Here is a 20,796-nt window from a genome sequence, read left to right as displayed (position 1 = left end):
CACCTACTCGGCCCAGGGAGTGCCCGCCTTAAATTTCACTTTTTCAACCTTTTTTTCTGCTGTTCCCTTCTTCTTCTTCGTTTGTTTCCTACCCGCACTGACTACAGGTGCGACTTGCGCTTTAATCGGCATGGGTAATGTCTCTACATAGGAGGATTTTGCGGTTCGGATCTCTTTCATCGAAAGCGAAAATGCAAATCCATTGGCTACTCGGTTGGTGTGGCTCGTTACAAACGAAACAATCAGGCCAGAAAATAAATTCCGGCCCTGAAACTCTACTAGCTCGCCATTCGCTGCGATCGCCTTTATTTTCTCGCGTATCTGTGCCGCATCGTCCCCAACAATAAAGCCGCTAATGTCCATTGTGTACGGCTTTCGTTGAACATGATCACTCACATTAATGCCATCTTCGACAGGCTGATCGGTAACATCGACCTCAAATTTTGGATCTTCACTCTCAACAAGGACATACATTCCGTTAATCATCGCCATTATGCTTGTTCCACCACCAAAGAGACGCCTAATATGCGTGCGGCGCTCTGAATGATCTCCTGCAAAGCAGGTTTTAGCTCTGTAGCAATCGCTGTACCTGCCTGTTTCGCATCGGCGCCACCGGTTACATCGAGTTTGATGACAACCTCCATTTTCATGGTTCCGCCACCCGCTCCTGGCTGTGCGCCAGTTGCCTTTGCTGGCGGTAATTTCGCTACTGGCATGTCGTACTCGTATGGTGCAGTCACATCATCAGCAAGCCCTGTGGAGGCTGCCGCCACCATCGGTTGCGTGTTCTCAATCCCTTTCGCTAATCCTTCCCCGGTGAAGTATCCGACTTCCATCATGACGCGAGACGGTGAATGAATGCCCAGGATCGACTTGATTTTATCGGTGATTCCGTCCCCAATAGCTTTCATCTTGTCCATAAGCGCGGTTGCCATCGAACCGATTCCGTCGATCATGCCTTGAATGATGTTTTTTCCTATATCAAATAGGTTGATTCCTGTAAGATATCCGGTAATTTGGCTCCATATGGACTGGATTTTCGACCAAATGGTGGTCCCGGCATTGGCAACCGTGTTGATGATGTTGTTCCAAGTGCTGGTGAGATAATTCCAGATTCCTAAGAATACAGAAAACGTGAAAGCCTTAATCTGATCCCAATATTTATAGATCAGAGCAGCTACCCAAGCAACTGGACCACCAAGGATGACCAGGATTGTTGATCCCCATGTTTTGAAGAACTGCACAACACTATTGAAAATGTTGACCGTCCATGTCTTGAAAGCTTGCCATTTTTGTGCGAGCCACGGGCCGATTGTTCCCCAATTCTTGAAAATCAGGATGACGCCAGCAATTGCAGCTCCTACGAGTAAGGCAATTGCAATAAGGGGCAAGAATGGTGCCATCATGGCCCACCCAGCGACAGCTGCTGCCCACATTGCCGGGACCATCGCGCCTATGAGGACGGCAGCAATCCCGCCAATTGCTGGACCAAATACATCTATATGCTGAATAAAGAAGCCAATCCCTTTCGACACATCCATGAGGATCGGAAGCAGAAACTGCCCAATCGGAATGAGCAAACCCGTTTCGATTTGCCGTCCAATCAATGCCAGTGCTTGAGCAGGAGAATCGATTTTGGCTTGATTCAGTTTGTCCATGGTGTCTTTTGTCATGTCAAACTGACTCTGTGCTGTCCCCATTGCGGCAATAATAGGGGCTTCCAAGTCCTCGAATTGGCTACCCATAAGGGCTACCCCAACCGTATTTCTTTGCACTGGATCTTCAATCGCGGAAATCATCTGCATGATTTGACCGAAGGACTCTTTTGCTTCTGGCCCGCCTCGTGCAAATGTCTGTGCCATCTTATCTGCATCTAATCCGAGCATTTGAAATGCTTCTGTCGTGGTTTTAGATCCATCTTTTGCCCGGATATTAAACTCTTTGACAGCATCCTTGTGTTATCCCGATGGCTTTTTATCCGTCGGTTCTTACGGTTCCTTTTTCCCGTAAGGTCGGCATATGTTTTCACTGATTTAGTTCAGTGTCGCGGTCTCGTGGAGGGATTATATCTTTTCACCCTCTATGCTCTGCCCCTGACCATTCTTCGAATAGCCTTCGGTTCAAGTTAGGATTCTCACCCTTCTTGCTTTATCCCGCGATTTTAAGTCGGCAATGCTGTTGTTTACCGACCTTATCCAAATTAAATGCACCATTTTGGGAGCCGGCTGCCAATGTGTCGAACATCTCCTCAGCTGTAAACCCAAGGGCTTTAAACTGGTTGGCATACTCATTCGCTGTATCGAGTAGATCGCCGGATTTATCCATACCTTTTTGCTGGGCTTGGGCAAGAAGGGTGAACGAATCAGTGCTCGTAATACCGAACTGTCGCATCATTGTGTCGGCGGCTTTCACCGATTCGTTGACTTCTTGACCGAACGCATCCCGCATAAGTAACGCATTTTTCGTCGTTTCTTTTAGTGCATCCCCAGCTTGCCCCGTGATCGAGTGAACAGAAGTAATAGCGCTGCCTAGATCGTTCCAGTCCTGCCCAAAGTTTTGCGAGTACAGCTCTTTTGCAATTTCTCTGGTTTCACCCATCTGATCATTGGTAGCCCCCGTAGCCATTTGTACTTGTGACATGGCTTGTTCAAACTGGGATGCTGCATTGACTGCCGCAATTCCAAATCCCGCCAATGCAACTCCGGCTGCAATACCAAGACCTATGACTGCTGTTTTCGTATTCTCTACTTGGTTTTCGGCGTCCTGTAGTCCGCTATCTGAGACCTTAAAGCCAACCGCAAACATTAAATTGCTGATTACACCCACTTATTCCACCTGCCTTTCGGCAACAAAAAGAGCGCCCATATGGACGCTCACTTCTTATTCAATTCTTCCTGTTGCTCAATGTGAATGTCCAGCGCCGCATTTGCTTCGGCAATATCGTCATCATCCATCTTATTCAAATCGCCATAGGTGATGTTCATATCAGACAAAAGCAGCCTCCAGTATGACCAGCGCTCCCTAGCTCTCCGCTTCGCTTCCTGCTTGTCGATCATTCGGATCACCCGCTTTCTGATCATCGTCATGATCCTGCCCTGCAATAAAGGCGTAGGCGGCGTTAATCGTCTCTTGATACTCTTGATAGTCGCCAAAATCGTCAATTTTCATTTTCGGGTGGACAATGACATGTTTTAAAATTTCTTCAGACAGCCGTTCTTCCATCATTACCCCGTGCTTATTCTTGCAGGCATCATTGATTTTGGACACCATACGTACACCAGGATGCTGGAAAATGTACTCATTTCCTTGTTTCGAAGCAAATTTCTTTTGTTTGAATGCTGGCATTGGCGATCTTCTCCTCTTTTGTCTATTTGATTACTGCATATCAATATCAAGGCACTGAATTTCATACTCGCGGTCTGCTGCTTCGCTTCCGTATGATCGGGTGGCAGGCTTGGTGACATAGGCTTCCGTTGTGGTTGTCGTTTCCTTGGGTGTCCCGGAATGAATTACGCTCACAGGAACTAACTTGCCTGAATTGGCGAGTTTATCCAGATATGCAACTTGTGGGCTGCTAGGGAGCAACGTAACCTTAATCGTTCCTAACGGGTTGTTGATTTTGGTACGAACGGCATCCCCTTGTGCACCTACCTTTGTTTCATAGTTGTTTTCTGCCTTTTCAACCTCGACCATGTCTTCTGAAAAGCCTGTTAGAAAGACGCTATCTACCGTAACAGTAACGTCTTTCGGATCATAAGTTGCTGCCTTACTCATTCATCCTCATCCCCTTTTACAGAATGATGGTCCCAATCACCGTTGCACTGTGAATAGCGCCAGCCAGTTCAAATTGGAACGTCCCATCGTTATATTCACGTTTCTCCCGGTCTGCTGGGTCTACTTCTGCTCGACTTTTGAATCTGGTACTAAAAAGAGCCTGTCCATCGTCATCATGAGCAATCATCCCGTTCAAATCAGCACGTTTCAGGACGGTTCGAACTTCACCTTCGATTTGTGAAATGCCCGTGTTGTCATACCGAATCTTAGGCGATCGATTCAGCAACTTTTGAATCGCGTATTGGATGCTGAATACCAGGTAGTCACGGGCATGAATGATGTCGATGTATTCACCAGATACCGTTTTCCCTTCGCTGGTAACATCATCCCCGGCTTTCTTGACATAGGTATTTGCCCCTGCGTCATGAATAGCCATAAATTCTGTAGTGCTAATATCGAGAACATTAATACCTTTGAGTGTTTTTGACTTCCATGTGATACTCCCTACATCTGCGGCAGCGCAAGATCCTAACCATGCAGCTTCTGGATAGTTATCTGTCGTCGTATGGTAAAACATCGTTGTGCGTGTGTACTTCTTTGCTTTGATTGTAGCCAAGTCTTCCAGACTCGATGAGCTGGCAAAGAATTGGCGAGAATTATTTTGCTCTACAGCATCTGCAATCGTCAGGATATTCGTTTTCTGGCTGCTTGTGGATACAAGAAAATACCAATCCTTTTCGAAAATCTTCGGCAAGAAGTCCGCCAAGGGTTCGCCTTCCGTCTTATGTAACATGACGGCGATCTCAGACGGTGAATTGTCCCCCTGATTCAACAAGGCAAAAGCTGCTTTATAAACCTCGGAAGTCTGCGCAAAATCCTTCTGGATGGCTTCTAGGTCGTAATAAGTCTTATAGTCCATCCCTGTCACACTGGATCCAATGATCAGTGTTTTACCAAAGCCCAACTTTGGAGTTGGCCTTTGAATTTCAATCCTTACGATAACATCACTTTTAACCGCCAAATCCATCCACTCCTCTCACATTTGCTTTGTCGATTGTAACGAGATCGCGTTCTGTCTCAGCAATCGTTCGAAATTCTACTTCAAATCCGTGGCGCCGTTCCCACTCGGAACCGATTTTAATATCCAGGTTTTCAATCGATCCGTAGTTGGCCACAATGACATTGACTGTGTCTTTCAACACCTCATAGCCTGCCGTTTTGAACCAGTCACGAGCTTTCATGGCATTCTCAACGCTTGTCGCCTTGTCGTCGGCATACGACAAAAAAGAGACAGTAAACGGAACTGTCTCCACTTGCCTGATTTTATCGCCAACTTCGTATTCAACAGGTAATCCCGTCGACTCGCCAATTGCTTCTTCAAAATCGTAGGTCAGAAAGGCAGTTTTCGGGATGTCTCCCCCGCCGTTTAGTTCAATCACTGGCAAACTCAGATATTTGGACAACCCCTGGACAATGGTCGAACGTATGGCCCTAAACGGGATCATTGGCAACCACCTTCTTTGCCAGATACTTATTAACATCACAGTAATCCCGGTCATCCAAGGCATCCACGATGTACTGAACACCTTTGTATTCGATCAAATCCCCGGAAGCATGACTGTTTGTGGTGTAAAGTGCTCGGTCATCTTCGGTGTATTCACCACCTTCAGCCTGCTGCAGCTTCGTATTTACAGGCTGGAAGTGTCCTCTCAGGGTAATGCGTGTTGGTTCCACTGCCTGCCACACACCGTCCTGATCATATTCTCCGGTTCCGGGACGTATCAAAAGATAAGGCTTGTTGTACTTTTTTAACATAGGTGCGAATCTAAAGAGTGTCATGTTCCTCCGTCCTTTTGGACGATCTTAAATGTTAGTGAATCCCGCAAGTCCTTGTCTCTCAGGAGAATTTTTCTGCCATTTTTGATAGCTTTATAGGTTGGAGAAAGGGGAGGTTGACGAATTGAATCGAACCGTTTGAGTGTTCGTTCCAATCCGATCTGGCCAATATCGCGCAATAGCTCCTCTGGTGACACGTTACCATCAGCAACACCCTGTATCTTGTCCTTTACATGCTTCTTGATTGGGGCAGCAGATCGCTTCTTACCCACCCCAATGAAACTACGCGCCGGAATCTTCATCTTCGCGCTGCCATACTCATGAACACCTGCGATCATAGCAAGCTCCGCGTCACCTTCCATGCCAATATGTGTCTCTTTTGCAGCCAATCTTTCTAATGCCCTTCTTATTTCTGGAATGTTTGAGTTTTCATCTATGGTCACGTTAGCTCTCGTTGATCTTTGTCTTCTTCTTGCCATTCAATCATCCCCAACGTTTATAAGGATTTACCAAGCTTTTCACTGCTGCCGGCAAACCTTCACCATCATTAGCATAGGAAACAGCCAGATCGCCAACGCGTTCCGAAGTAACGCCAGGAGTACGCATAAGAGTTTGGCAGAACAAAACGCATGCCAATTCCAAGGATTCCGGCAAAGTCTGACGCTTTTCTGGAGTAGCATCATCAGGCAGCACATATCCAGCAGTGTAAGTCAGGGTGATCTGCCGATCTGAAGCTTTCCAACCGTCTTCTCGGAAAAGAATCCCTTTTTCTGCGACCGTTTCGTAGTCAGATACATCAACGCCATCAATTTGCACCTTGGATACCTGGACAATCGGGTATCCTTCCAAGAGCAATTCCTTCCCTCTGACTCCATCGTGCTTCCTATCCTTGTAGTCCTGCAGACGGAAAGACCTGCGGCAGTAAGTTTCAATAGCCGAGGTGGCTGCTGCAAGGTAGAGAGCCACCTGACCGTTGTCTGTTTCATCATCTGCTGAGATCCCAAGCAGTGACTTGGCTTTATCGACGGTGGTCAACATTATTGTTCACCGTCAGTTTTTGGATCCGTTCCCGTGGTAGCTGCATTCAGGGCTTTCAACGACTCAATTGCGTTATCTTTTCCCCTCACCTTGTCACCATTTGGCAGCTCATAGTATCCGCCCGCCAGTTTTTTTAGACCATCTAGATCAGCATCGTCGTCTTGTTGCTCTTGGACTTCCTTACCAATGACCTGTTTTTCTCTCAGTTGTTCGGCTCGATCGTCATCCGCTTCAATAATTTCACCAGCTTTGACCAACTCGTCAGTATCTATATCAATAAAATCAGATGTAACACGGAATTTTTTCATGTTCATGCCCTCCTGTTAGAGAAAAAGGAGCCTGGATAGGCTCCTTCTACACTTTTGGAATATCGAGTACGACATACGGACTTACCTTTGTCACTTTATCTTCAAGGGTAAGTGGAGCAATAACCCATGGTTTACCGTCCACGTTCCAGAAGGCTTTGATGACGGTCTTGTTCTGCTTAAAGTAGACATGCTCAGATGCAGCGATGTATGGTCCGGATCCGTCTTTGATCAGGTAGTAAGACAGATCAACAAGCACCAGGTCGCCTTTCTGACCTTTTGCTGGCGTTTTGCCCGTGAATCGGATCGGAATGCCCAGCAATGTAGCCGGGATGCCTTTTGTCGCGTTACCTTGGATGAAGATGTAGTTACCTGCAGGATCCCTCAATTTCACCAAGTCAGGCATGATGGATTGGTTCGCAACCCAAATGGAGCTACTTGCTGAATCCGGCAGCAAGTAAGCCAGCAGCAGGACGATATCATCATAGGTAACGGTGTTTGCTGTAGCTCGATTCACTGCGAGGGATCCTGATGCACCAACCACGCCAGTTGGTTTGTTTGTTCCGTTTCCAGTCAGGAACGCAATGTCTTCTGCCGCCATCATGGCTTTGGTGAGCAAAGAACTAATAAACGAGTTAGCTGAAGACCAGTTACGAAGCAATTTGTCCGTTACCACAGTAGTAGCCGCTACTTCATGCGGTTGCAAAGCGACCTCTTTCAAGGCACCGCCAGTATCTGGCTTCTCTTGTCCTTCTCCGATCCATGATACTTCTACTCCACCGAAAACACCTTTAGTCCCTTGATCCAGGGCAGGCATCGTGATCTTCGTATCTGGTGCTTCTTCCCCTGCCGGGATTACTGTTGCGCGAGAACGAACAATAGCAGCTTCTGGACTAATCATCAAAACATCAGGACGGAATTCGATTGGAACGGCATAGCCTCCTTCGCCTCCTGTCCCCATAGACCATTGGTTCAATACTTGACTTGGCAAGATCTGAGCCTGGAACGCGTCTGGTACCTTGTAGCCACCGCCTTCACCTTGTCCTACAGGCACTTCTGCCAGCCGGCCTTTTGTATCTCCAAAGCGAACGGCATTTATGAATTCACCCAAAGATGCGAAGCCATTATCGTTTTTTGGCTCGTGCTGTGTTGGATTTCCGCCAAATACTGCACTTGGACGATATGGCGTTGCGGTTTGATTTTGAATCGAGGCATAACGAGCAGCTACAGTGTTTTCCCGCTGTGTTTGCTTCTCTTTTGAAGCGATTTTATTGTCTAAATCAACAATTTCGGTATCGAGTGCATCGAATTCTTGGTCTTCTTCGTTAGTCAGATCGCGGTTGTTATCCGCTTTTGCTGCTTCCAGGATTGCACCTTGACGTTCGATCTTTGTAGCGCGTGCTTGCAACAAGTCTTGCGTGGTAGCTTCTGCAAAATGCTGCAGATTCACTACTGGGAAAGCAAACGACAGTGCATTCTGTTTGGTCATTTTCATACTCTTAAAACCTCCTGTGTTTGTTGTGGGCAAGCCTTTTTTCATACAAAGAAAGCGACCCACTTGGTCGCTCTGTTGCTGGTGTATGTTCAGTTTGATTCATTGGTTGTGGCGGCTGTGGCTTTAGACCGTTCGCCAATTCGTTCCTCATTTTCTCGATGACTTCTGGCGGCAATAGCTTTGCCATTCCTGTGCTCGCGATAAGGTTTGGCTGGGAGCCTAACTCAAACATAATCTCGTCGACCAGTTTTTTCTCCAGTGCTTGTTGGGCATTGAAGTATGTTTCTTGATTCATTAGTTCAAGCAACTCTTCTTGTGTCATCCCACTTTTCAACATGTAAGCATTTGCGATGGAAGTATTGTAGTTTTTGAGGAAATCGGCTCCATGTTGAAGGTCTCTATAGTCTCCACGTGCGACAGAGGAAACGTTGTGAATCATAATTTGTGCGGTTGGAGAAATCATCACTCGATCTCCAGCCATTGCAATTAGCGAAGCCGCACTTGCTGCAAAGCTAGGGATTTTAACAATAACCTCCCCTTGATGTTCCTTTAAAGCTGTGTAAATCTCTGAACCAGCAAAGACACTGCCACCACCTGAATTGATGATCACTTCCAGACTGTCTCCATTGGCTGTGTTAATTTGATCAATGACTGACTTGGGACTTGTAGCATCCATTTCAAACCATTCGTAGATCCACATATCGTCGTTCGAGACAATGACCCCTTTGATATCAATCTTTACGCTCATTTATTCTCACCTCCTTTGCCAACAGCTACTGTAGTTGGAATCATAGTCCCATTCACAAGGTAAGCCGTGCCTTCTGGTCCATCGATTGGGTTGTAATCCTCTTTATCACGCCATTCATCCGCGTTGATGATGCCATTTTGACGTTGGATAGCCAGCCCTTCTTGACGGCTCTTATAATCGCCACGGAGTAAGCCATCGACGTTTGCTTTTGCGAAATATCCCTGTTCTCGTTCTTTCTTTGTGAACAGCTTCCAATTGATTGTTTGTTCCCAACGGGTTACGTATGGGAGCAGCGAGTGCTGCACGAAGTCGATGCTCAAGTGTTCGATATTGGAGAAGGTCGCTCTCTCCAGGTTGGCGATCATGTGCGGCGGAACACGGAACAACCCGCATATCTCGTCCCTCGTAAACTTCCTCGTTTCGATAAATTGGGCATCGGTCAACGGCATCGGTATACGGTTGAATTTCATACCCTCTTCGAGAATAAGTGGCTTCCATGAATGCGCCAGACCTGAACCCTTTTCTTCCAGCCAATTCTGCAATCGAGTGTAAGCTTGATCGCTCAAAGCATGTGGATGTTCAAGGACACCGCCTATATTCATGCCTTGTCCATAGAAACGAGCAGAAAACTCAGTGGCAGCCATTCCTAAACCGATTGCTTCGGAAGCCATTCGGATCGGGCTGTACCCTTTGATACCATCAAAGCCGAATGCTGGTATGTGGAACACCTTTTCTGCTGGAAAAACATCGATCTTACCTCGGTCATTGATCTGGTATTCGATCTTTCCAGTTGATCGATTCCTACGTGGCTCCACTGTGTTCCAGGGAACCGGATATAGATCAGTCACTTGGCCTTTCCTATCCATGGTGATGATGGAGTAGGTGTTTCCTGACAAGACTAGGTGACCCATACTTGTTTCTCGCCATGTCTGAGAGGTCATTTCGTCATTAGGTGCATCATGCAGCAGTCCATAGACTGGATGATCTACTGCTTTATCGTTGCCTTTTCCACTCTCTCTTGGTCGGTACACGAAAAATGGGAGAGATCCCAATGTTTCGGCAAGCACCCGGGCACAGGAAAAGACCGTAATATAGCGCAACGCCGTCTCCTCATTGACTTTTTGCCCTGATTTCGTGGAATGACCACCCAACAAACTACGAATATCTCGGTTAAAATCCTCCATCGAATAGGCTGATTTATTGACCAAATCGCTTAAAAACCCCATCAATCACCCCTCCTTTTTGGGGGAAATCCGACCCAAATTAGGATCGAACCGCACACCAGCCACATAGCTGGAGGGTAAATGAGCCATAAACCATACCCAAAACTAGAAAAACCCACCAAAAGGCAGGTTTCTCGGACTGTTTCCAGTATGTTTTTTGATTTTTTCACAGCGTCCTTGGCCCCCTCTTCTCAAAAATTGAGCGCTGATAGTCGGCAATCATGGCCCTAGATAACGCGTTGATCACAGCAGCAATTAAGTCAATCCGCTGACTGTCATCTTTGTGCTTTTTTGATAGCTTAATGTTGCCATTTGTATCCGAAATTTCTACTGCATTCGATATACACCAGGTGAGAAGTGGGCTTCCGTCATGAACAAGTCTTCCCTGAAGCACTAGTTCACGTAAAAACTTTGTTGGAGCAGATAAATGCTTCATCACTTGCGGAATATTCACCATCTCATAACCATCGTTTTCTAATTCCTGAACGAAGTGTGTCGCATTGTAGTTATCAAAGCAAATTTCTTCCACTTTCCACTCTTGTTCAACTTCCATCTTTTTAATGTGAACTTTAATATACTTGTAATCAGTGACGGCTCCTTCGGTTAACGTACACCATCCATCTTTTGCCCAGTCCCGATAAGGAACGCGGTCTGTATGTTCGTGTTTTGTCGCTGTTTCCTCTGGCATAAAGCCATGGGCAGTAATCGCAATCCGTCCATCATCCAGTAAAAATACATTTCCGTCTGCGGTTAGATCCGTCGTTTTCGCTAAATCAAGACCAGCCCATGTATTTTTCCCTTTAACCAGCTCAAGGAATTCATTTCGTGGAATACCTAACGCCTTCCATTTATCCATAATTCCAGACATGTATTTATTTTCGCTGTCCGCTTGCCACCTGTCGCAGCGCTTAATCAGAAACTCACGAATTTTATCTGGATCACCGGAATCAAATGCTTCGTCATGCTCCGCACGAATTTGATTTTTTAGAATACGTGAATATTCGTTGTCTTCTTGCAAGATTGGGTTTGCTTTTACCCATGTTGTCTCATCATGAGGATCATCTTCTTTATCAAGTTCCCTTATCATAGCGAAGTAACTTTCATTCATCGGCTTGTCGCCATCTAACATCTTGCAAAGGTGATCATACTCTTTTTTGCAAGGACCGTTCTGTGAATCCTTACCAGCTGTAGTAATAATCATCATCAGAGATTGCTCTCTTTTTCCAAATCCTGAGTACAGGACATCATGAATTTCGCTAGAAGGATGTGCATGATACTCATCAATGATAACCATACAAGGTGCACCCGAGTCTTTGTTTTTTGTATCTTTAGATAAAGGTCGCAACCATCCGCCGCGTTTTGCATGCTCGATGAATGTTTTCTTGATGATCAGCCTTTTCAAGATATCAGGGCTCTTTTTTCCCATCTCTTGTGCGTCGCCCCAAACCCGCTTAGCCTGTCCTTTATCTACCGCAGCACATTCCACTTCTGGGCTATCTTCATACCGCCTGAGTTCTGGCTGTCCAGGAGGATACACACAGTCGCTACACATACCATAGAGTGCAAGACCTGACATCTCCGTTGACTTTACGTTACCCCGAGCGCGCATATTAAAGCATTTTTTAAACCTTCGTCGACCAGTAGTAAGATCTACCCACCCAAAGATACAGCCCAAATCGAACATTTGGAATGGCTGTAACTCTATTAAATGTCCAGAAAATGGGCCTCGAACATGACGACAACAGTGTTCGAACCAATCAAAAATCCGGTCAGCCCTGCTTTCATCAAAAACAAAAGGAAAGTCATCCGTTCCTTGCCGTTCTAAATCTCTTAGATGCCGCTCACAGGCTTGACGTTCTCTTTTACAACTCGGCCTTATTCCTCCTACAATTTCAACGGCATACCTAGTGGTCGGATGGAGATCCTCCAGTTCGTTCAAATCAATCGAAGAGATCTGCATTTGGATCTTGCTCCCCTCCATCTGCAATGTTCTTCGCTAATCTGGCTCTTGCGTTCGCGTTAAGCCCTAGTTTATCTGCGTACTGCATCATGAGCTTCGCATAGCCTTGCTGCATCTTGACGTAGGGGCTAACTGTCAATGAACCAGCTGCATTGATCTCTGTATACCCATTCTTTTTTATAAGCTCTGTGGTTTCCTTGTACCGGGCGACTGTATCACAATAAGTAGCAAGCACGTCCTCGTCCACTTTATCAAGGATCTCGAAAGCATCCATGTCCTTGGTTGTTTTCTTCCATACCTTCTCAGCTTCTCTATCCAGCCAATCAGGCATTCGTAACTTCTTTTTCTTTTTGCGCTCTAGTTTCTTTGCGGCAGCTTCCCTGCGCTCGACTTCTTCTTTCGTCCAGTGTTTGCCGCCGCCCCTACGCCCAACGCGCATTTTGTTGAAACGAGTGACTTGGGCCACAATCAGCACCTCACCTTTTTTAAAATCTCCATGGGGACATTTTTTTGCATTAGAGTCCCACGCGGTCTATAGCCGAACTACTGGAGAGATTTGACCCCCCCTACCCCAAGGGGAGAGAAGCATATTCAGATACGCCATTTTCCTCTGCCCATGCATTATATTCTTCTATGGCAAGTGCCATCCGAAGGTTGTGCGCCGCCAACTGACCCTTGTTTAATTCAGCCAGCCTTTTGTGAAGATCAACTGCCCTTTCGATTTGTTCACCAAGCGCCTTGTGTTCCTCAAACCAAAGTTTCATCTGCTCCACATACAGTTTCGCTTGCTCATCCATTCCCAAACCCTCCGTCTTCTTTCGCTGTTTTCTTGCTATGGCATGTTGCACATAACGCTTGCCAGTTTGCTCGATCCCAAAACAGAAGCTTGTCCCCTTTGTGAGGCTTGATATGGTCCACCACAGTAGCAGCCATAGCCTTTCCATCATTCCAACAATGAACGCAGAGAGGATTTAGTGAAAGGTAGTTTGTCCTAGCTTTTCTCCATCGAGCGTCATAGCCCCGCTCCGACGAGGACCCTCGATGCCTGTTGTAAATTTTCGCTTGCTCTTCCGTGTGTTTTTGGCAATATCGCTCTCGTGTGAGATCCGGACACCCTGGTTTCGAGCACGGTTTATTCGGTCTCTGTGCCATGTTCATAACTCCCTGTATTATGTCAACTTCACTTATTCATATCTATGGTACAGTATATGTCGATGAAATCCCGAATCCCTTGATAAATCTGGCTTTATACCTTGTCTATTAAATGAGTTATACAAAGCTGGATAGAAAAGAATTCAACCATTTTTATAGACTAAAATCTGCCATGTATTTATCGTGGGTATCTTGGTTGATTCCGATATAGGTCAGCGTTTCCTCTTGAGAATAGTGACCAAATAGATCCTGCAAGACTGCAGCATCTTTGTACTTTTTATAAAACCAGTACCCGTAGGTCTTCCTCATGGAATGTGTACCTACACGCTCCATGTCAAACTCTTCTGCAACTGTTCTCAATATCTTATAGGCCATGTCTCGTGTGATTGGCTGATTATGACCTTGCCGGCTTTTTACCAGGTACTCATGATCTTTCTTACCATCGATGTACTCCTGGAGTTCTTTCTTTAGAGATTTCGTAACAAGGATCTTCCTCCACTTGTCTGTCTTCTCTTCCTGAATGACAATGTGACTCCCCTTTACATCCCCGACTTTTAATCGCAGAATATCAGTTATCCGCAATCCGGTATTGATACCGATCATGAACATGATGTAGTTGCGTCCATTCCATTCTTTCAGATATTCTTTGAATTCCTCTAACAAGACCCGGTCTCTAATTGGTTCAACAACCCTCAAAGGCCATCCCCATCCTTTGCTTGTTATTTATGCATAGTCCTGTTTGATTTCATTTTTCTAGTGAGAAGCAAACCTTTTTGAAGGTCTGTGTCCAACTGCACTAACGTTCGCAAATCGTTAACTGTATTGATTTGAATCTTTCCATTCTGATAGTCCTTCACCCATTGAGCTATGGCCGCCTGAACAATCTTTCGATATTTCCCATTTGATTCGATAATGGCATCTATGGTGTCTAGCTCATCATCGCGTTGATCCTTATTCAATGTGACAACTCCTCGGCTTTCCGGTAGAATGGAAAACGAGATAGTGGCTTAATGCATTCCGTGGCCACGGGTTCCACTATCTCTGCCAGGGTTGCCTGGTAGGAGCAAGGGGAGTGTTAGCGCACTCTCCTTTTCTTATGCCTTTACAGCTATTTCACCAGTGAGTTGTTCCCAACGTTTGGCAATCACATCACAATACTTTGGATCAATTTCCATGAGGTAGGCGGTTCGATCGGTCTGCTCAGCTGCAGCCATCGTGGATCCAGAGCCGCCAAACAGATCGAGCGCAATATCACCGCGCTTGCTGCTGTTCTGTAAAGCTCTGGATACCAGGGCAATCGGCTTCATCGTGGGATGCTCGCCATTACGAATTGGCTTGTCAATCTCCCAAACGGTGTCTTGTTTTCTGTCGGAATACCAATTGTGTGCAGCTCCTGGCTTCCAGCCATAAAGGATAGGTTCGTGTCGCCAGTGGTAATCCTGACGACCAAGAACAAATACGTTTTTCACCCAGATCAAGCACTGCTTCAGCAACCAGCCAGCCTCCACCATGGATGAGCGAAAATTGACGCCTTCCGAATCGGCGTGACAAACATAGATCGCAGCGCCTTCCTTCGAAACGTGAAAGAGGTTTTGGTAGACAGTAACCAGGAAGTCACGAAACTGTCCGTCCGCCATCTTGTCGTTTTGAATCTTGAGAGCATCTTCTGTCTTCCCGGTGTAATCCACGTTGTACGGCGGATCGGTAAATACCATGTCAGCACGCTGTCCGTTCATGAGTTGTTCCACATCCGACAAATTGGTAGAGTCACCACAAAGCAAGCGATGCCGACCGAGGATCCAGAGGTCGCCGGGCTGAGTCATTGGCTCTTCGATTTTGGAGAGCTCGCCTTCCACATCGAAGTCATCCTCTTCCACTTCGACAATCTCTGGCTCAAAAGAAAACTGCTCGATCAGTTCGTCCAAGTCAGCCGTATCAAAGCCGGTTAGCGAAAGGTCGAGATCACTCACCTGCAGGTCAGTCATTAAATCGCGCAATTTGGGCAGGTCCCAATCGCCACCGACTTTATTCAGCGCGATATTGAGCGCCTTTTCCTTATCTGGATCCATTTTGACGACAACCACTTCGATCTCGGTTCGCCCCAGCTCGTTAGCCAGGACTTTGTACCGTTGATGCCCGCCGACGATGTTACTGGTTGTCTCGTTCCAGATCACTGGCTCCACATACCCAAATTCCTCGATCGATCGCTTCAGCTTTTCATATTCTGGATCGCCGGGCTGGAGGTCGAGACGCGGATTGTATTCAGCAGCATTGATCATGGAAACGGGAATGGTTCGGATATTCACGGCGTTCTCCTCCTTCAAAATTCGTGATACGAAAAACGAAGCAAACGCGAGCAAACGCGAGATTGTACTTTGAGCCTCATTCAACCCGGTTTGTCCACGGCAGGTGGACAATTTGCCTCGCTTTTCTTCATGTCAAAAAGCCATAATCGCGAGTAATCGCTCAAAACGGCTGAAAATCGGGTTTTGACCCCTTTGTTTACATAATACTTCCTATCGGACTCAACTTTTTATCCGCTGCCTAGTAACCTGATCCATCATGATTGTATAGCGTCCAAGACTCCTTCCAAATTCTCCGCCTCTCCGCTCGACTCAATTTCGGTTCTGGATTTATGTAGATGTCGGCCCCACTATTTGGTTCAAGCTTCTTCTTTGTTGCACTCTTCCGAAACAAGTTCATAATGGCTTTTACCATGTGGATCATCCTCTCCAGTTAAAATTGTTTTGGCGTCGTCTTGGTTGCACTCATCAAGGTGTTTGAACAGCTCCTCACGACTTTCAATTGTCACCAAGCAACCAGGACAACAGTACATCAGCTTTGCTCCTCCTTATTGAGTAGCTTCCGACCTTCTCCGCCTACAAGCCTGCTTATCACTCTATCGTTCTCTAGTTGTATTACAAAGCGCGCTGCGTCGGGCATGCTGATTTTGAAATGCTGTCTAATTGCCATCACACTAATAGCTGAGTCGTGTTTTCCCAAGTGGAGCACATAGTTTTTTACCCGCTCATAGCTTGGCAGCTCTGGAGTATTCAATCGAATCTCTCCCTTCATAACAACTTACTGCCCTTAACTGCATAATCAATTTTCACGCAAGGCATCCGAAGGCAATGGATGGCTGTCCCAACTTTCTTTCCCCAGACGCAATTCATGCACTCGTTCTTCACAAAGCTTTGAGAGACAAGCGTTTTCGCCTTTTCCATTCCTATCTTCACCTCCCGTTTATCTAACGTTACAAATTAATGAGAAGTACTGGACAAGGGGCGAGGGGCCGGAGCCGTAGGTCTCGCATTTAATCCCCTGTCCGGTATATCCCATGTAAAAACAAAAAGCACCTCTGCTAAGGCGCTTTTCGAAAGACGATCTATTTTGGCGAGACACTACCGCCTCTGAAAACCGTTATCTGCTGGGCGGAAAAAGCATCGCACACTTCATTTGCTTTAGTTACCAAAAGGTGAACGGAACATAAATTGTGATTGTAATTGAAACAGGTCCCACACTTCTTTTTATCTCTCTCGTAATCTCTAATTCCAAGCTGTCTTTTATATGCTTCTCTTTCGTGAGATTTTAATTTTTTTGTTCCCACTGAATCGCCCCCTTCTTATACCTTTTTCGACAATAGGACGATCCTACCTTTTTAATAAGCGATTTTCCAAAGATCCGAGAGGGGTTCCCAAACTTGAAAACCGCTAGTACTACATAGCAATAAAAAGAAAATAATTGCATGTTCCCTGCTACGATCATCGCAAGACTAGCGCGTTCAGACTCAGAATGCCCCCTCTCGTAAGGCCACATTCGTCAACATCCATAGATTCGCTCAGGTACGCCGTTGATAAGGGATAGGCGGTGTCTCCCAAGGGTTTCCCCTTACTTCAAGAGTACCGATTTCCCACTTTTAAAACGTCCAGCATTTTGTCCGTCTTTTATCCTTGATTTTGTCCGGTTTTTGTCGGGTTTTTCTCGCAGTTTTTAACAAAAAAACAGCACTCAGATAATCCTAAGTGCTGTTGCAATTTGAAAGATCGCATCCCGTTTCTTTATGTAATACTGGTCCTTTGTCAGGCCTAGATCCAGGTATATGTTAATGTCATTGTTTCTGCATGGACTTAGGTACTTTTCTTCGATGATCTTTCGTTCCATCTCATCAAGTGTGAATTGCAGAGCGCGCTCGATTTGTCTTACTTTGACCTCATTCTTGGTTTCGGACTTTTGTAGCGAAGGAAAAAGGTTGGTTACTCCTTCCTGTTCTTGTTCCTGCTTGTTCTGGACGGCCACCCGAAGTGCTTTGTACGCCTTCAGTTCTTTGACTACAGCTTTCCTCACTGCTTTTTCATTTACCGGGTCCAAGAACGACAATTGTTCAGCTCCCATGTCCATCCTCCCTCTGCTGGGTATTGTTTGATTTTGGGCTTGGCAGTAGCTCCCAGCATGGGGGCTTTCTGTTTTTAAGCCGTTACTCCTGTATGACCAAATCCGCCTGTGCCGCGCGCAGATTCTGATAGCTCGTCCACTACTTCAAACTTTGCTTTTGGGACTTTGGCCAATACACCTTGGGCGATCCGATCACCCTTCTTTATGACATACGCACCCTCGATGCAGCTTGTTTTTGTCCGGACGACTTCATTATCGAGAGATTTTCCCATGAATGATCCTATATTGTCTTTTGTCAATTTCTCAGGTCGCTTGTTGATGTTATCAAAAAGGACTCCGATCTCCCCGCGAAAACCGCTGTCGATCGTTCCTGGTGCGTTGCTAATGCGAAGTTTTGTTTTGGCTCCGATTCCTGACCTTGGACGGACCTGAATCTCATACCCTTCTGGCACTTCCATCGCCAGCCCTATACGTATTTTTGCACTTTCTCCTGGTTGTATGATTGTTTCCTCTACCGCAACGAAATCGAATCCTGCATCTCCATTCTTTGCGTAAGCAGGAATTACAGCATCTGGGTGAATTCGTTTTACCTTGATATTGACCATCATCGACCCTCCTTATATGTACTCCTGCTGAAGTATCTTGTTTATTGCCACGTTAGACCTCTAGCCTTCAAAATTTCTAATGCTTGATTTTCTGTAAATCCAGATGAAACCAACGCATCAAACCTCGCCTTGTACAGCTTTGATACTTCAACGTGTATTTTGATTTGATAGGGCATTTCCTCGATGATATTATCGATGAGCATTTGCCATTCGATTGCCGTCAACTTGCCGTTTGTCTTATCCAGCCTTAATTCCTCCTTCACTCCTGAAATATTGTGTTAAATACTTTGGCTCCGCTGCCTGCCCACACTTAACTCAAAACAGCTTTTCTTCTCCGTCGATCCACCACATGTGCTCGAACACAATTTCACTTCCCTGCACTAATATACTTTTTACATATTTTGTAAGTAATGGTATATTATATTCAGAACACTTCGACTGGAGGTGATACATATGAAAAAGTTGCTTGCTGTTGTTTTCACTGTGATGATTGTAGCTTCTATTCCAAGTGCTGCTTCCGCTTGGTGGTGGCCGGGGGGCGGGTGCCCTCCCTTTATTGCTCTTTGCTAATTGCTATTTTCAGTGAACGAGAGCGATCATGCTCTCGTTTTCTTACTTTCTCTTATGTTAAGCAGCCGGCACCAGTTCAGGGTTCTCGTATATGTTGCCGATGACCTCCCATTCGCTAATTTCGTTATGCTTAGTAGCAATCACATGTAGGTATGGCGCCCACTTTTGACCAGTTTCGAGGAAGAAAGCGCCTTTTTGCCTGACTACATAGCCACGAATCGTAGACCCCTCAACACAATCTGCCAGGATGTCTCCTTCATAGATACCTTTACCCTTCTTGTCGTGGAGTCCGGTAAATTGTATAACCGTCAGTTCCCGCCAGTCTGGGTCCTCTAGTGCTACGAACAGCCTGCCATATGATAATCCCGTAACGAGGTAATCGTATGTCTCGATTGCGTCGCCATCATACATCCGTTTCTTTTCATCGTCCCAAGCTCTGAACTCAATCTCGAGTCCTACTTGCATCACTTCCCCACCTCCAGCAGCTCAGGATTCTCGTAGATGTTGCCGATGACCTCGCCTGTGCAATAATCGATGTCGTTTCGGTGAACCGTTTGTCGCAACTCCCATGATCCTTGCTTATCAGATACCAGCCAGCATAGACCAACGTCAGCCTGAGAGCCCCACTCAACAGCACCAAAATAGTCAAATTGTTTTCCATTCTTTAATTCATGCGCGTATAAATAAGTTGTTCCTTTGATAATGTCCCCTTCGTAAATCTCCTTGCCGTTCCTGTCACGCAGGCCAGTGAACTGACGAAGCCTGACAGACTTTAAGATTATGCACCCTCCTACTGGGGTATCAGGAGTAGTGATCCCGTACAATTTTCCGTTCTCGTCGAATCGCAACGATGTGACAACTTTCATTTCTCGGGTTGGTATGATCCATGCCTGGTACTTCACTTCACGTCCTGCTTGCATCCCGTTCCCCTCCTCAGTAGCCAGCGTCCTGCCGGCGAATGTTCTCTTCCCACTTCTCGTTATATGCTTGTTCGATCTCATCAAAGGTGAACTCTAGCATTTCGCCAAGGCCGAGCAGCAGCTTTAGTGATTGGTCATATCTGTCATAAAAATTTGTTGTAGTGAAATCGCCAGCCTCGTCTACTGACCATGCAAAGGACATACTGCCAACATGTTGATTGAGAGATAGGAACTGCTGGAGCACACCTGTATTAGCTTTTAGTGGTTCAACTAATCCTGGTTCATGCCAAGTCTCAATTCCAATTGAAAGGATGAAGTGAAGGCAGTCAACAAGCTCTTCCAGAAGGGGATTTGTTACCTTTCCAGTCTGTTTGCACTTCTGGCAATGAATGCGCTCGCCAGAGAACCAGAAGCCTTTCCCGCCACACTTATCGCATTCAATAAGGGGCTCATATCCGTGCTTCGGCTCCTGGTTATCAGACCAATGCTTAAACCCGCGCCATTCGTTTGCCAACTCCCCGAGCTCCACCTGCAATGCCAAAATCTTGTTTGGCAACAAGTCTTGCCCTTCAAGTCCTTTTTTCTTGATGATGTATTGATCAAGCTGCCGTTGCTTTTCAAAGAGTGGTTGTAAATTCATCCCGTTCCCCTCCTACATAATTTCTAATTTCAGCTTCTTCCGCCGCTCTGAGAACAGCTTCGCCTTGGCCTCTTTCCGATCTACCGGGTGAATTGGACGGCCTATGCAGCAAATCCTAATGTCCGTTCCTACTAGAGA

28 protein-coding genes are annotated in these 20,796 nt (G+C 46.1%); all 28 read right to left on the bottom strand.

Annotated elements, in window-relative coordinates; genetic code table 11:
• Window positions 1-3: 3 nt before the first annotated feature.
• Window positions 4-492 carry a phage baseplate protein gene (locus ACFYU8_RS29730; RefSeq protein ID WP_390306610.1) on the bottom strand — a complete coding sequence of 163 codons (489 nt, stop codon included), beginning with the start codon at window positions 490-492 and terminating at the stop codon, window positions 4-6.
• Window positions 492-1,886, bottom strand: coding sequence for a phage tail protein (locus tag ACFYU8_RS29725; protein WP_390306607.1), 1,395 nt, complete (start codon window positions 1,884-1,886; stop codon window positions 492-494). The genes ACFYU8_RS29730 and ACFYU8_RS29725 overlap by 1 nt, the downstream gene beginning before the upstream one ends.
• A 262-nt stretch (window positions 1,887-2,148) precedes the next feature.
• A complete protein-coding gene (locus tag ACFYU8_RS29720) occupies window positions 2,149-2,826 on the bottom strand; it encodes a phage tail tape measure protein (protein WP_390306605.1) in 678 nt (225 codons plus the stop codon).
• Window positions 2,827-3,021: 195 nt separating this feature from the next.
• A complete protein-coding gene (locus ACFYU8_RS29715) occupies window positions 3,022-3,345 on the bottom strand; it encodes a hypothetical protein (protein WP_390306603.1) in 324 nt (107 codons plus the stop codon).
• A gap of 30 nt (window positions 3,346-3,375) precedes the next feature.
• Window positions 3,376-3,774 carry a phage structural protein gene (locus ACFYU8_RS29710; protein WP_390306601.1) on the bottom strand — a complete coding sequence of 133 codons (399 nt, stop codon included), beginning with the start codon at window positions 3,772-3,774 and terminating at the stop codon, window positions 3,376-3,378.
• A 16-nt stretch (window positions 3,775-3,790) separates the two neighbouring features.
• Entirely contained in the window at window positions 3,791-4,801 is a 1,011-nt protein-coding gene (locus ACFYU8_RS29705; RefSeq protein ID WP_390306599.1) for a DUF3383 family protein, read from the bottom strand.
• Window positions 4,785-5,279, bottom strand: a complete 495-nt coding sequence (locus ACFYU8_RS29700; RefSeq protein ID WP_390306597.1) for a phage neck terminator protein — start codon at window positions 5,277-5,279, stop codon at window positions 4,785-4,787. The genes ACFYU8_RS29705 and ACFYU8_RS29700 overlap by 17 nt, the downstream gene beginning before the upstream one ends.
• Window positions 5,266-5,613 (bottom strand): hypothetical protein, encoded by a 348-nt coding sequence (locus tag ACFYU8_RS29695; RefSeq protein WP_390306595.1) that lies wholly within the window; start codon window positions 5,611-5,613, stop codon window positions 5,266-5,268. Before ACFYU8_RS29695 ends, ACFYU8_RS29700 begins: the two co-directional genes overlap by 14 nt.
• Window positions 5,610-6,089 (bottom strand): phage virion morphogenesis protein, encoded by a 480-nt coding sequence (locus tag ACFYU8_RS29690; RefSeq protein WP_390306593.1) that lies wholly within the window; start codon window positions 6,087-6,089, stop codon window positions 5,610-5,612. Before ACFYU8_RS29690 ends, ACFYU8_RS29695 begins: the two co-directional genes overlap by 4 nt.
• A 4-nt stretch (window positions 6,090-6,093) precedes the next feature.
• A complete protein-coding gene (locus ACFYU8_RS29685; protein WP_390306591.1) occupies window positions 6,094-6,648 on the bottom strand; it encodes a phage head-tail connector protein in 555 nt (184 codons plus the stop codon).
• Entirely contained in the window at window positions 6,648-6,956 is a 309-nt protein-coding gene (locus tag ACFYU8_RS29680; RefSeq protein ID WP_390306589.1) for a hypothetical protein, read from the bottom strand. Before ACFYU8_RS29680 ends, ACFYU8_RS29685 begins: the two co-directional genes overlap by 1 nt.
• A 46-nt stretch (window positions 6,957-7,002) precedes the next feature.
• Window positions 7,003-8,448, bottom strand: coding sequence for a phage major capsid protein (locus tag ACFYU8_RS29675; protein WP_390306587.1), 1,446 nt, complete (start codon window positions 8,446-8,448; stop codon window positions 7,003-7,005).
• 4 nt (window positions 8,449-8,452) lie between these two features.
• Complete coding sequence (locus ACFYU8_RS29670) at window positions 8,453-9,196, bottom strand: head maturation protease, ClpP-related (RefSeq protein ID WP_390306585.1); 744 nt, start codon at window positions 9,194-9,196, stop codon at window positions 8,453-8,455.
• Complete coding sequence (locus tag ACFYU8_RS29665; protein WP_390306583.1) at window positions 9,193-10,422, bottom strand: phage portal protein; 1,230 nt, start codon at window positions 10,420-10,422, stop codon at window positions 9,193-9,195. Before ACFYU8_RS29665 ends, ACFYU8_RS29670 begins: the two co-directional genes overlap by 4 nt.
• A 163-nt stretch (window positions 10,423-10,585) precedes the next feature.
• Complete coding sequence (locus ACFYU8_RS29660) at window positions 10,586-12,379, bottom strand: terminase large subunit (RefSeq protein ID WP_390306581.1); 1,794 nt, start codon at window positions 12,377-12,379, stop codon at window positions 10,586-10,588.
• Window positions 12,360-12,845: a phage terminase small subunit P27 family gene (locus tag ACFYU8_RS29655; protein WP_390306579.1), complete on the bottom strand. Its 486-nt coding sequence runs from the start codon at window positions 12,843-12,845 to the stop codon at window positions 12,360-12,362. Before ACFYU8_RS29655 ends, ACFYU8_RS29660 begins: the two co-directional genes overlap by 20 nt.
• Before the next feature lie 100 nt (window positions 12,846-12,945).
• Window positions 12,946-13,176 (bottom strand): hypothetical protein, encoded by a 231-nt coding sequence (locus ACFYU8_RS29650; RefSeq protein WP_390306577.1) that lies wholly within the window; start codon window positions 13,174-13,176, stop codon window positions 12,946-12,948.
• A complete protein-coding gene (locus ACFYU8_RS29645) occupies window positions 13,169-13,531 on the bottom strand; it encodes an HNH endonuclease (protein WP_390306575.1) in 363 nt (120 codons plus the stop codon). The genes ACFYU8_RS29650 and ACFYU8_RS29645 overlap by 8 nt, the downstream gene beginning before the upstream one ends.
• Before the next feature lie 153 nt (window positions 13,532-13,684).
• On the bottom strand, window positions 13,685-14,227 hold the full coding sequence (locus ACFYU8_RS29640; protein ID WP_390306573.1) for a tyrosine-type recombinase/integrase: 543 nt from the start codon (window positions 14,225-14,227) through the stop codon (window positions 13,685-13,687).
• Window positions 14,228-14,250: 23 nt separating this feature from the next.
• The gene (locus ACFYU8_RS29635; RefSeq protein WP_390306571.1) at window positions 14,251-14,490 is read right to left on the bottom strand and encodes a hypothetical protein; all 240 of its coding nucleotides are present in this window, start codon (window positions 14,488-14,490) and stop codon (window positions 14,251-14,253) included.
• Between the two features lie 135 nt (window positions 14,491-14,625).
• Complete coding sequence (locus ACFYU8_RS29630; RefSeq protein WP_390306569.1) at window positions 14,626-15,837, bottom strand: site-specific DNA-methyltransferase; 1,212 nt, start codon at window positions 15,835-15,837, stop codon at window positions 14,626-14,628.
• Between the two features lie 356 nt (window positions 15,838-16,193).
• Window positions 16,194-16,367, bottom strand: a complete 174-nt coding sequence (locus ACFYU8_RS29625) for a hypothetical protein (RefSeq protein ID WP_390306567.1) — start codon at window positions 16,365-16,367, stop codon at window positions 16,194-16,196.
• A gap of 1,172 nt (window positions 16,368-17,539) precedes the next feature.
• Window positions 17,540-17,923, bottom strand: coding sequence for an ArpU family phage packaging/lysis transcriptional regulator (locus ACFYU8_RS29620; protein ID WP_390306565.1), 384 nt, complete (start codon window positions 17,921-17,923; stop codon window positions 17,540-17,542).
• Window positions 17,924-17,997: 74 nt separating this feature from the next.
• Complete coding sequence (locus ACFYU8_RS29615) at window positions 17,998-18,531, bottom strand: dUTP diphosphatase (protein WP_390306563.1); 534 nt, start codon at window positions 18,529-18,531, stop codon at window positions 17,998-18,000.
• Window positions 18,532-18,569: 38 nt separating this feature from the next.
• On the bottom strand, window positions 18,570-18,791 hold the full coding sequence (locus ACFYU8_RS29610; protein WP_390306561.1) for a hypothetical protein: 222 nt from the start codon (window positions 18,789-18,791) through the stop codon (window positions 18,570-18,572).
• Window positions 18,792-19,155: 364 nt separating this feature from the next.
• Window positions 19,156-19,563, bottom strand: a complete 408-nt coding sequence (locus ACFYU8_RS29605; RefSeq protein ID WP_390306560.1) for a YopX family protein — start codon at window positions 19,561-19,563, stop codon at window positions 19,156-19,158.
• Window positions 19,563-20,018: a YopX family protein gene (locus ACFYU8_RS29600; RefSeq protein WP_390306558.1), complete on the bottom strand. Its 456-nt coding sequence runs from the start codon at window positions 20,016-20,018 to the stop codon at window positions 19,563-19,565. Before ACFYU8_RS29600 ends, ACFYU8_RS29605 begins: the two co-directional genes overlap by 1 nt.
• 13 nt (window positions 20,019-20,031) lie before the next feature.
• Window positions 20,032-20,658 carry a dUTP diphosphatase gene (locus tag ACFYU8_RS29595; RefSeq protein WP_390306556.1) on the bottom strand — a complete coding sequence of 209 codons (627 nt, stop codon included), beginning with the start codon at window positions 20,656-20,658 and terminating at the stop codon, window positions 20,032-20,034.
• Window positions 20,659-20,796 lie beyond the last annotated feature (138 nt).

Source organism: Brevibacillus sp. NPDC003359 (assembly GCF_042878995.1).
In the GTDB taxonomy this organism is placed as follows: domain Bacteria; phylum Bacillota; class Bacilli; order Brevibacillales; family Brevibacillaceae; genus Brevibacillus.
This window is presented reverse-complemented; position numbering and strand designations above follow the sequence as displayed.